The organism is Pseudomonadota bacterium (assembly GCA_011049115.1).
In the GTDB taxonomy this organism is placed as follows: domain Bacteria; phylum Desulfobacterota; class Anaeroferrophillalia; order Anaeroferrophillales; family Tharpellaceae; genus DSCM01.
The window spans coordinates 1-11,268 of record DSCM01000042.1 but is presented as its reverse complement, the minus strand read 5'-3'; the positions used below and the strand labels follow the sequence as shown (position 1 = coordinate 11,268).

Sequence of the window (11,268 nt, the reverse complement as noted above, 5' to 3'; positions counted from 1 at the left end):
CGCAGCCGATTGAGGCCGGACTGGCTCTGCTTAACAATCTGCCGGAAAAACCGACCACGGTTATCCTGAGTGAAGAAGACGCGCCGGAAAACAATGCTCGCCTGGTGGCGGCCGGGGCCGATGTCGTGCTTTACGCGGGGATTTCCGCCAATAGTCTGATTGAAGCCTTTGAAAGTATTCTGGAATCCAGACGTCATTTCAATGTGGCGGAGCGTTATGATCAGAAAGGGCGTTTCAAGCCGGAACTCAGCGATTTTTCCTCCCTGAATCAGAGCATGAAGGTTTTCATGGAGGATGTTCAGCAGGTGGTCAATACTGATTCAGTGTTGCTGATTCTGGGCGAAACCGGAGTCGGCAAGGAACATCTCGCCAAGGTGATTCATGCCGAGAGTCAACGTTCCGGGGGGCCTTTTATCGCCGTCAACATGGCGGCGGTGCCCGAGCAGCTTCTTGAAAGCGACATGTTCGGACACGAGCGGGGGGCTTTCACTGGTGCGGTCCGTACCCGGAGGGGGGCTTTTGAACGGGCCCATGACGGCACGATTTTTCTCGATGAAATCGGCGATTTGCCCCTGCATATGCAGGCCAAACTGTTACGGGTGTTGCAGGAACATGAAGTGACTCCTTTGGGGGCCGAGAAACCTCTGTTGGTTGATACCCGAATCATCGCGGCGACAAATAAGGATTTGGAAAAGGAGGTCGAGGCCGGTCGTTTTCGGCGCGATCTTTTTTATCGTCTGAATGTGATTACGCTGGTGATTCCGCCGCTGCGCAATCGCAAGGAGGATATCCCGGCTCTGATCGAGATGCTGATGGCTTCTCTTCGGGTGAAGATCGGCCGAGGGCCCGGTCGCATCAGTAAGGAGGCGGTCGAAGCCCTGTGTCGCTATGACTGGCCCGGCAATGTTCGGGAGCTGATGAATGTTCTGGAGCGGGCCCTGCTGTTAAGCAAGGGCGAACAGATCACCATCGATGATCTGCCGATGACCTTTCGCGAGGCTGAGAATACGTCGGCCCTGCTTTCCCTGCCTCTGCGCAAATCTCCGTCGACCTGGGCTGGCATGACCCTGCCCGAGGTGCTGCGGGAGACCGAGAAACAGGTCGAACGTCGCTATCTGGAGATGGTTCTCCTGAGAACCGGCGGCCGGGTGGCCGAAGCCGCCGCGCTCGCCGGCATTCATCAGCGCAGTCTTTATAACAAAATGCAGAGTCATGGCCTGCGCAAGGAGGCTTTTAAAAACGTCGGTGGATAGTGAACGGCGTTTCTGCCGGCCGCCCCAGTTTTTCGGACGAAGCTTGTCCGGGGCGGCTTTCAGGAAAGACGATTTTTGAAATCCTCGTAGCCGAATTTCCGGACGATTTCAATGCTCTCGCCGTTAAAAATCGTCAGGGCGGGCAGGGGAATACCGTTGAAGGTATTGGTCTTGACCATGGTATAGTGGGCCATGTCGGTAAACAGCAGGCGGTCGCCGATACTTAAAGGCCGAGCGAAGGAGTAAGTGCCGAAATGATCGCCGGCCAGACAGCTGACCCCGCCGAGATCATAGGTGAAAGGTTTTTCCTGAGAACGTCCGGCGCCAATGATTTGCGGTCGATAGGGCATTTCCAGGATGTCGGGCAGATGGGTGGCGGCCGAGGCGTCGAGAATTGCGATGGGCCCGTGGTTGTCGATGATATCGAGCACCGTGCACATGAAATAGCCGGCATTGAGAACCACAGCTTCACCCGGTTCAAGGTAGACGTCAACCTCGAAATCCCGGCGAAAATCTTCGATCAAACGGCAGAGATGGTCGAGATCGTAGCCCGGACGGGTAAGATGATGGCCGCCGCCGAAATTGATCCATTCCATTTTTTTCAGCCGGGGGCCGAATCTTTGTCGCACCGCGTTCAGGGTTCTTCCCAGGGCATGGGAATCCTGTTCGCAGAGGGTGTGAAAATGGAAGCCGGAAAGCCCTTCCAGATCGGTTTCCTGCAGATCCTGGGCCCGGGTTCCCAGACGGGAGCCGGGCCGGCAGGGATCGTAAAGGGGGATCGGCGCTTCGGAATGTTCGGGATTGAGGCGCAGGCCGAATTTGACCCGGTCGGCAAAGGGTCGGCATTGCGAGCGAAAACGCTGCCATTGGCCGGGAGAATTGAAAATAATATGGTCACTCAGCGACAGCAGCTCGGTCAGACTTTCGCGGCTGTAGGCCGGAGCGTAACTGTGAACCTCGCCGCCGAATTCCTCGCGTCCCAGCCGGGCCTCAAAGGTCGAGCTGGCGCAGGTGCCGGCCAGGGTCCGGTTAAGCAGCTTGAAAGTGCTGAACATGGCGAAGCCTTTCAAGGCGAGGAGAATCTTCGCGCCGGTTCTTTTTTGAATGTGGTCGAAGATCTCACAGTTGTCGGCCAGGGCCGCGAGGTCGACGATAAAAGCCGGCGACGGCATTCCCCCCAGATCAAGCTTGCTGATTTTTTTGTCGAAACTCACAATTCGACTCCGGTTAAATCGCCACTGTATTCTGTCCAGGGCAGGCCGTATTGATTGAGTGCGGCCATAAACGGCGCCGGGTCAAATTGTTCGAGGTTGAAGACCCCCTGGCCCTGCCACTTGCCGGTCAGCATCATCATCGCGCCGATCATGGCCGGCACCCCGGTGGTGTAGGAGATGGCCTGGGATCGCACTTCTCGGTAGCATTCCTGGTGATCGCAGATATTGTAGATGTAATAGCTCTTTTTACGGCCTTCCTTGAGGCCGGTGATCAAACAGCCGATACAGGTGCGGCCTTTGGTCAGCGGACCCAGGGAACCGGGATCGGGAAGCACGGCCTTGAGAAACTGGAGCGGGACAATCTTTAGGCCCTGATAGTCGACCGGCTCGATGCTGGTCATGCCGATGCCTTCGAGAACCTTGAGATGGTTCAGGTAGTTATCGGAAAAGGTCATCCAGAAACGCCCTCGCTTAATCTCAGGGAAATGGTGTACCAGGGATTCAAGTTCTTCATGATACATCAGATAGATTTTGCGCGGCCCGATGCCTTCGGGAAAATCAAAGTCGCGCGCCACGCTTAACGGTTCGGTTTCAAGCCACTGCCCGTTGTCATAATACTTGCCCCGCTGCGTGACCTCGCGAATATTGATTTCCGGGTTGAAATTGGTGGCAAAGGGCTGGCCGTGATCGCCGGCATTGCAGTCAATGATATCGAGGGTCCAAATCTCGTCGAAATGCTTTTTCTTGGCCCAGGCCGTAAAAACGTTGGTGACCCCGGGATCAAAACCGCTGCCGAGCAGGGCCATCAGACCTTTTTCCTGAAAGCGTTCCTGGTATTCCCATTGCCACTTGTAGCAGAATTTGGCTTCGTTCGGAGGTTCATAGTTGGCGGTGTCGAGATAGTCGATACCGGTTTCCAGGCAGGCGTCCATGATGTGCAGATCCTGGTAGGGCAGGGCGACGTTGATGACCAGATCGGGTTTTTCCCGCCGCAGCAGACCGACCAGCTCGGGGACGTTGTCGGCGTCAACCTGGGCGGTATGAATCGCTCGTTTCAATTGCGCGGCAATCGCGTCACATTTGCTCTTGGTCCGGCTCGCCAGACAGATTTCACCGAAAACCTCCGGCACCTGAGCACATTTGTGCGCGACCACCGAACCCACTCCGCCGGCACCGATAATCATTACTTTAGACATGTATGACTCCATTGTTTTATATTGCAGATTGGGGTTTGTAAGGTTTATTCCTTCTCGAAATAGGTGTAGCCTCGCAAGCCCTCGTCAAAGGCAGCCAGAATGGTGCGCCGTTCCTTGAGGTTGATATAGCCGTTACGAATGGAGTCTTCGGCGAAATCCTTGAGGCGTTTTTTCAAGGCTTTGATATCGTATTCAACATAGCCCAGAACATCCTCGACCGAGTCGCCTTCAAGCTCGCGGATAAAATTATAGGAACCGTCGTCGTTGACATGAATCGAAATAATGTTGGTGTCGCCGAAGAGGTTGTGCAGGTCCCCCAGGGTTTCCTGGTAGGCGCCGATCAGGAAAACCCCCAGATAATAGTCCTCATCCTCCTTTTCCTGATGCAGCAAAATGGTGTCACGGGGGTATGGATAACTGGAGAAGGAATCAATCTTGCCGTCGCAGTCGCAGGTTATGTCGGCGATGATGGCCGGTCGGGTCGGGGTTTCGTTAAGACGGTGGATAGGCATCACCGGAAAGAGCTGATCTATGGCCCAGACATCGGGCAGGGACTGAAAAAGACTGAAATTGCCGTAATAAATATCCGAGATCTGTTTTTCCAGCTCCTCGATTTCTTCCGGAATATGCTCCAGCTCCTTGGCTACCTCGGTGAGTTTGATCATGATGTGTTTGATCAGGTCTTCTGCTAGGGCCCGTTCACGCAGATTGATTTGTCCCAGTTTGAAAAGCTGCTGGGCCTGACTGCGGTAAAACTGAGCGTCATTGTAACATTCCTGCAGATTTTTTGGCGAAACCATTTCAAGGGTTGACTTGAGGTTTTCGAGCAGGTCATAGGTGGTGGCCGGGATTATTTCCGGAACCGGTCTGGGATCCATGGTCGTGACCCCGAGAACGTTGAACAGCAGCACCGAGTAGTAGGCCACCGTGGCGCGACCGGATTCGGTGATGATGGTCGGGTGTGGGATGGCGCTTTTGTCAAGAACCGAGACGATGGTTTCGATAATATCGTAGCAGTACTCTTCGACCGAATAATTGCAGCTGGAATTATAGTTGGTTTTGGAGCCGTCATAATCAACTGCGAGGCCGCCGCCAAGGTCAATGTAACCCATGGCGGCGCCCTCTTTGACCAATTCTTCATAGATGCGACTGGCTTCAAGGACTCCGGCCCGGATATCCTGAATGTTGGGAATCTGGGAGCCGATATGATAATGCAGGAGCATCAGTCGGTCAAGTTGCTGCTCATTTTTCAAACGGTCAACCACATCGATTACCTGGCGGTTGTTGAGACCAAAAACGCTTTGTTCTCCGCCGGATTCAGCCCATTGGCCGTCGGCCTTGGTGGCCAGTTTCAGGCGCATGCCGAGCAGGGGTTTGACCCCGATGGCCCGGGCTCGGGTCAGAATCAGATCCAGCTCGCCCGGCATTTCCAGGACAAAAAAACATTGCAAGCCCATTTTGGTGGCATACAAGCCGAGGTCAATGAACTCTTCATCTTTATAGCCGTTGCAGATCAGGCAGGCATCGCGGTTTTTGAGCAAGGAGATGGCGGCGATCAGTTCCGGCTTGCTTCCGGCTTCAAAGCCGTGATTGAAGCTTTTTCCGAACTGAGCAATGGCTTCCAGCACCTGTTCCTGCTGATTGACTTTAATCGGAAAAACGCCTTTGAATTTTCCCTGATAGCCGATTTCAGCGATAACCTTGTTAAAGGTATCATGCAGGCGTTTGATCTGTGAACCCAGGATGTTTTCTATACGTAGCAATGCAGGCATTGACAAACCTCGGGCCTCAATGCCTGTAATGATTTCATGCAGACTGATAGCCGGTCCATTCTCTTTGCCCGAGGGGGTGATGACGACATCACCGTTGTCATTGACGGCGAAATAGCCGGCGCTCCATTTGTCGATGCCGTAAAGTTTTACCGCATCCTCGAGGTTCCATGTTTTTGATTTAGGCATAGTTTTGGGGTAATTTGCAGGAGAAAGTCTCTCCGGTTAAGGTTTAAGTAGCATCCATGTAAATCAGTTCAAAAGCTGAATGCTTTCACATAGGTGGCCGCAATTGGGGCGCAATGAGCGCCGGAAGACGATGACCTTTCGCGAGACGTTACGAACCACTCGAGTACCATCAACGCTGACAATAGCTGCATCGTTATATTACGTTTAAAGTCAATGGTGTTCTTCCGCTTTTCTGAGTAGCGCTGATAGTTGTTTCAGCACTTCCGGGGAAACTGTTTTTAAATGCAGATCCTGCTGCGGATAGGGGATGCTGATGCCGGCTTCTCGGAACTTGCGGAAAAGCGCCAGATAATAGTCGGTTTTCAGGCCGGTCGGGGCCTTGAGATTGGTCATTCGGCACCAGACCCGAATTGAAAAATCAAGGCTGCTGTCGCCAAATCCTTCAAAAAAAATTCGCAGCGGATGCATGAAGTCCTCCCGGGTGATGGCAACTTCCCGGGCGGCAGCTTCCGCCAGGCGCACGACCTCGTCGGGATCGGCGTCATAGGAAACTCCGAAAGGAATATTGAGCCGTCGCCAGTCATCACTGTAGGTCCAGGTGTTGACCCGGTTGGAGATCAGGTCGGAGTTGGGCAGGATGATATCCTCGCCTTCAATCGTACGGATGATGGTGGAGCGGATCGAGACGTTTTTGACTTCTCCGACCAGGCCGTCGGTAAGGGTGATCAGGTCGCCGACCTTGACGCTTTGCTCACTGAGGAGGATGATGCCGCTGATAAAGTTATTGGTGATGGTCTGGAGTCCGAAACCGATGCCCACCCCTAGGGCGCCGAGAATGAGGCTGAGCTGACTTAAATCAAGCCCGGCGGAGGAGAGAATAATGATGCTGCCGATCAGCAGGCTGGCGTAGTAGCCCAGGGTGGTGATCGAGTTGACCGCCCCGATCGACATGGCGGCTTTTTTCTCCAGCAGTTTGGCGATCTTGCGGCGCAGCAGACGCAGGCTGACAATTCCGAAAAAGAAGAGAAACACAATCTTCAGAATGGTCAGCAGGTCGATAGTTGAGGTCCCGAAGGAAAAGAGGGGATAATACAGGATGTTTTGGAGACTCTCTTTAATGTCGCTGAGATGCCGGTGGCTCCGGGTCTGCAGTCTTTCCCATGGACTGCTGGCGTAACGGGCCAGGCTGAGAATCTGGGAAAATTCCCTTCGGGTGCCTTTCAGGGCCTGATCGTTGTCGGCCAGGGCCATGATCAGCTTGTCGATATTTTCGTTGACTTTAACGGCCTGACGCGAAAGGACGCCGAAGGCCTCCCTCAGGGAAGCCTTCGGGGCCGCTTCCATTTTGTTCTGAATCGCGACCAGGCGTTGGGTCAGATTGGAGCGGAGCAGGGTGGTTTCTGAAATCGTATTGGTGATGTTTTCTTTGGTGCGGCCCAGGCGGTCGTTTTCCCTGGACCAATGATTGATGAAATCGGCCAGCCTCTCACGCTTTTCCGGATCCTGGAATTTGGTCAACCAGGCCAGTCTGAATTCGGCCTGTAGCAGTTTGATTTCGCAGTTGAGTCTTTTCTGGTTGATCAGTTGAATGCGCAGTTTGAGGGCTTCAATGATCAGTTCGATACGTTCCTTTTCTATCTGCCAGCCTTCACGGGCGCTATCGTTGTCCTTGTTCTCAGTGATCCGGATCAGGGTGCTGTCGAGCTGGGCTTCGTAGATGGCGATGCGCCGGTTCAGATCCTGAAATTCGGCGCTGGTGGCATCAGTGGTTTCCTGAAGCAGCTGCTTTTGTTTTTGGTTTTCCTGCTCGGCGCTTTCAAGATCTTCCGGGGTGATCATGAGCTGGTTGAAGGCCTGGCTGATCAACTCTGCCGTCTGCTGGCGGAGCTCCTTCAATTGGTTGAGCCGCAGCTCGATTTTAGGCTTTTTGATCATCAGAAGAGCATATTCGCCTTGCAAACTGATCAGCTCGGCATATTTTTCATATAGTAACAGCTGCCCATGTTCTCTGGTTTTGATCAGCTTGGCGTATTCGGAAAGGAGGCCGACGGCATTGTCCTTGAGGGAGGTCAGGCGATTGCCGAGCAGCTCGGCTTTCTTGGCGGTTTCGCTGATCTGAAGATCGACCTGGCGTTGGAAATTGATGAGCCTGTCAAAAGCATCAATCCGGAAAGGCGGGCCGACAACCTGCGGTTTTTCCGTGATCGGGGAGTGGCTGCGGACCAGTTCGGCCAGCAGACTCCTGTATTGTTGGGAAATGCCGTGAAAGAAATCCTTGAGGCTGGCGGCCCGGTTCTGTAAATCACTGGAGCTTGAGGATTCGGCGGCGAGGGCATCGATGTTAGTGATGAGGTTATCAATCTGAGTCAGGCGTTCGTTGATGAAAGCGGAAATCCCTTCGCTGTTGCCCAGATAGAGTCGATTTTCCAGGGGGGTGTTCACGCTCGGGAGCTGAGCCGGACTTGCGGCGGCCAAAGCAAGAAAGAGAGTGACAAAACCCAGGATTATGAATATTATCCCGGGCGCTTTTCTGGTTTTACAACGGTTACTTTTCACAATGCTTCATAGCCTGATTGGCGTTTGGGTTAGGCTTTTCCTGGCGCTCTATATTATACGAAAATCAATATTTTGAAAGAAAAATATTTGGAGTCCGGAGAGGGGTGGTTTTTCATGGCAAGAAATAAAATCATGAATCTGGCGGCAGCCTTCTGCGGCCGCCTGTGGCAGGCCACGAGTTATTCACTGGCGGGCTGGCGGGCGGCGTTTAGAGGCGTTTAGAAATGAAGCGGCCTTTCGTCAGGAGGTCTATTTGTTGTTGTTTCTGCTGCCGCTTGGTTGGTGGCTGGGAGAGGGGCCGGTGGAAAGGCTGTTGTTGATCGGCAGCTGGCTTTTGGTGATGATCGTCGAACTGCTCAACTCGGCGGTTGAAGCCGTGGTTGATCGGGTGGGGCCGGAGCGCCATGAACTTTCCGGTCGGGCCAAGGACCTCTCCTCAGCGGCGGTCATGGTGGCCCTGTTACTGGCCGCGCTGACCTGGCTGCGGCTGGCTTTCTGAGACGGGGACGAGCCCTGACCCAAAGGTGGACGGTTGCGGAGTTGTGTTTGTCGGCGAAGCGGGTTGGGGTCGGTCGGACTTCATTTCTCGGTTCTCTGGGAGCGGAGGTTTCATTCTCTGGTCTTTACCGCTCGGGCCTGAGGCAGGGTGTAGCGCTGTTTGTGGTAGAGCCAGGATGAGGCGGTCAGCAGAGCCGGTCGCAGCGTTGCGGTTCGATGCCGCCGCCCAGAATCAGGCCGAAGATACGGTAATTGTCGACCGGCATGACGCCGTTGGGGCTGGTGCGGACCCGGATGTTATGGTCGGCTATGATGACAAAGATGGTGTTATTGTAATAGGCATGCTCCCGGGCCAGGAGGAAGAATTTGCCGAGGGCGTGATCGGCGAATTTAACCGCGTTTTCCTCGCTGGCCGGTTCGCTTCCGGGCAGGGGCTCGATCCGTCCCTCCGGGTATTCAAAGGGGGTATGGTTGGTGGTTGTGAATAAGACGGAAAGAAAAGGTTGGCCGCGCTGCTGGAGCTTGACGAATTCCTCGTCGGCGCGGACCACCAGATCCTCATCGCAGACCCCCCAGATGCCGTGAAACGTCGGGTTGACGAAAATGGGTTCGTCAATGATTGTCTGAAAACCATTGCCGTAATACCAGCTGCCCATGTTGTCAAAACGTTTTTCGCCGCCAGCGGAGATAGAGCCAGGTAAGCAGCGACAGGCAGAGTACGGCCAGAAGCAGCGGAGTGAGCTGGGTTGAAAAAATCGTGCTCATGACCTCGCGGGGATAGATCAGGTAATTGACAAAAAGCTCATTGGGGCGGGCCTCGAATTCACTGAAAAATGGCGGGGTGGCGATTTCCATGTAGACGGTTGTCAGAAGCAGCGCGAGAAAGTAAAGAAAGAGTGCTTGAACGCCGGCTCGCCGCCAGCGGAGCGGGGTCAGAAAGAGCAGCAGGGTCGGCGGGGCCAGCAGCACTCCGGCGGCAATCGTATCCATGCGCAGGCCGACGATCAGGGCTTGCCAGTAATTGACTCCGCTGGCGGCAAGCGGGCCGAAATAACGAGCGATCAGCAACAGTCGGCCGACCAGGGCGATCAGCAGGAAAATCAGGTAGAAAAGCAGCAGCGGCCGAGCGGTGCGTAGCCAGCCGCCGCCGAGTTTTTTTAGTATGGCGGGACTCTCTTTATTTTTATGGGTAGCGTAGCCCGTTGCTAGAAGCTGCCTGGAGTAACCGTCGGTGCCGTCCGCATACCGTGCGGGCGCGGGAGATCTTTACCGCTTTGGCCGGGAGAAAACCGGGAGGAGCTGATAGCTTCCGGCGCCTTCAGGTGGGCAGTTTGTCGAGCACGTAAAGCCTCCACATCGAATAACGGGGCAGAAAGTCGAATTTGGCGACGATGGCGAAAGCGGCGTCGTGAAACTCCTGTTCGATATTTTCCGGTTTGAAAATAAAGCGGTTCTGTAAGCGGGAGGGGTTGCGGCGCAGGACGGCCTCGTCGCGCCGGTGTCGGCGCCAGGCTTTGTAATTACCGTCAATCCAGAGACTGAGGATCACGTGGCGGCGGGTGACGCGATGGAATTCCCGAAGGATGGCGCGACGTTTCTCGGCCTCCCCGATATGGTGGAGCAGCCGCATGCTGAAGATGGCGTCGACACTGGCTTCTTCGAGTTCGATGCCATAAGCCGAGGTGTGCAGTTGCTCGATTTGGGTTATGAGCTCCGCGGGACAGGTCTCGCTCGCGACCTCAAGCATGGCCGGGCTGCTGTCGGCGGCGATGATTCGGCGCTGTTGGTTTTCCGCCAGTAAAGGCCAGAACCGTCCGGCGCCGCAGGGCAGGTCGAGAATGGTTGCGGGATCGCCGATAAGTTGCAGGGCTTTGCGGGCCAGCGCCTGCTCCCGGCGGTTCGAAATTCGGCGCATCCAGCTCTCGTGATGCTTTTGGTAATAATTCCGGGCGTGATCATAGTTGTATTTGTGAGCAAACTGATCACCGCTGATGATTTGCTTGACACCCACGGGCTTGTTCCTTGTCGCTGTGCAAACGTTTAAGGTTAATGCTTTTGTGATAACTCCGCCGGCTTCGTTTTCCTTCAGCCTTCGGCATGCGGCGTGCTTTTGTGTCTGCCGCATGCCGAAGGCTGCGGGCGCCTCGCGTCGGAAGCGGTGACGGTGCCAGGCTGCTTTTTTGCGCTTTTCAAGCGTTGCCATGAATTTATCAGGGTTTGTTTTGGCTTGTTCCTTGGTTTTTCAGGAAAGCTTGCTTCTTCGGTTGCAGGGCAGCGGATCTTTCTATCCTAATTTACGATGAAATTAAATTGTTTTTTGCGTTTTTCTGGTTAAAAATTATTAACCTTGGCCTTCGCTCCGAAGCCGGTCTTGAAAGGTATTGATCCCCCTTGGGGCGCAAGCGCATTTTACCTTCGTCAGGGGCCGTACTTTGCGTGATTATGGGGTGGTGTGAGGGCTCCGCGGCTGGTCTGGTCGCCACCTGCGGTCGAGGTCCGAATTCGGTGCGAAATTGGACCGTTGGCTGAAACGGGGCCCTCGGTCGGTTGGGGGGTGAAGAACTGCTAGCCTCAATCACGGTAGGCGACACGT

General features: G+C 54.6%; 9 protein-coding genes. 2 read left to right on the top strand and 7 right to left on the bottom strand.

Features of this window, described 5'->3' with window-relative positions:
* Window positions 1-1,253, top strand: a 1,253-nt coding sequence (locus tag ENN66_03785; protein ID HDS15728.1) for a sigma-54-dependent Fis family transcriptional regulator, incomplete at its 5' end; no start/stop codon positions are given.
* 59 nt (window positions 1,254-1,312) lie between these two features.
* Here ENN66_03785 and nspC read toward each other — a convergent pair.
* The 4 genes from nspC to ENN66_03765 all read right to left on the bottom strand — a co-directional run bounded on the left by nspC (window position 1,313) and on the right by ENN66_03765 (window position 8,177).
* Window positions 1,313-2,425 carry a carboxynorspermidine decarboxylase gene (nspC, locus tag ENN66_03780; protein ID HDS15727.1) on the bottom strand — a complete coding sequence of 371 codons (1,113 nt, stop codon included), beginning with the start codon at window positions 2,423-2,425 and terminating at the stop codon, window positions 1,313-1,315.
* Window positions 2,426-2,463: 38 nt separating this feature from the next.
* The gene (locus ENN66_03775) at window positions 2,464-3,663 is read right to left on the bottom strand and encodes a saccharopine dehydrogenase family protein (protein ID HDS15726.1); all 1,200 of its coding nucleotides are present in this window, start codon (window positions 3,661-3,663) and stop codon (window positions 2,464-2,466) included.
* Window positions 3,664-3,707: 44 nt separating this feature from the next.
* The gene (speA, locus tag ENN66_03770; GenBank protein HDS15725.1) at window positions 3,708-5,621 is read right to left on the bottom strand and encodes a biosynthetic arginine decarboxylase; all 1,914 of its coding nucleotides are present in this window, start codon (window positions 5,619-5,621) and stop codon (window positions 3,708-3,710) included.
* A 210-nt stretch (window positions 5,622-5,831) separates the two neighbouring features.
* Complete coding sequence (locus ENN66_03765; GenBank protein ID HDS15724.1) at window positions 5,832-8,177, bottom strand: mechanosensitive ion channel; 2,346 nt, start codon at window positions 8,175-8,177, stop codon at window positions 5,832-5,834.
* A gap of 181 nt (window positions 8,178-8,358) precedes the next feature.
* Here ENN66_03765 and ENN66_03760 point away from each other — a divergent pair, with 181 nt between their 5' ends.
* The gene (locus ENN66_03760; GenBank protein ID HDS15723.1) at window positions 8,359-8,676 is read left to right on the top strand and encodes a diacylglycerol kinase; all 318 of its coding nucleotides are present in this window, start codon (window positions 8,359-8,361) and stop codon (window positions 8,674-8,676) included.
* Window positions 8,677-8,860: 184 nt separating this feature from the next.
* On the opposite strand, the gene ENN66_03755 is transcribed toward ENN66_03760, so the two are convergent.
* The 3 genes from ENN66_03755 to ENN66_03745 all read right to left on the bottom strand — a co-directional run bounded on the left by ENN66_03755 (window position 8,861) and on the right by ENN66_03745 (window position 10,800).
* On the bottom strand, window positions 8,861-9,331 hold the full coding sequence (locus ENN66_03755) for a hypothetical protein (protein HDS15722.1): 471 nt from the start codon (window positions 9,329-9,331) through the stop codon (window positions 8,861-8,863).
* Window positions 9,332-9,335: 4 nt separating this feature from the next.
* Window positions 9,336-9,743: a hypothetical protein gene (locus ENN66_03750; GenBank protein HDS15721.1), complete on the bottom strand. Its 408-nt coding sequence runs from the start codon at window positions 9,741-9,743 to the stop codon at window positions 9,336-9,338.
* A gap of 250 nt (window positions 9,744-9,993) precedes the next feature.
* On the bottom strand, window positions 9,994-10,800 hold the full coding sequence (locus tag ENN66_03745; GenBank protein HDS15720.1) for a class I SAM-dependent methyltransferase: 807 nt from the start codon (window positions 10,798-10,800) through the stop codon (window positions 9,994-9,996).
* Window positions 10,801-11,268 lie beyond the last annotated feature (468 nt).

Coding starts and splice junctions, on each gene's coding strand:
- nspC (HDS15727.1), bottom strand. CDS start 2,425: ATGCCGTCGCCGGCTTTTATCGTCGACCTCGCGGCCCTGGCCGACAAC.
- ENN66_03775 (HDS15726.1), bottom strand. CDS start 3,663: ATGTCTAAAGTAATGATTATCGGTGCCGGCGGAGTGGGTTCGGTGGTC.
- speA (HDS15725.1), bottom strand. CDS start 5,621: ATGCCTAAATCAAAAACATGGAACCTCGAGGATGCGGTAAAACTTTAC.
- ENN66_03755 (HDS15722.1), bottom strand. CDS start 9,331: ATGGGCAGCTGGTATTACGGCAATGGTTTTCAGACAATCATTGACGAA.
- ENN66_03745 (HDS15720.1), bottom strand. CDS start 10,800: ATGCGGCAGACACAAAAGCACGCCGCATGCCGAAGGCTGAAGGAAAAC.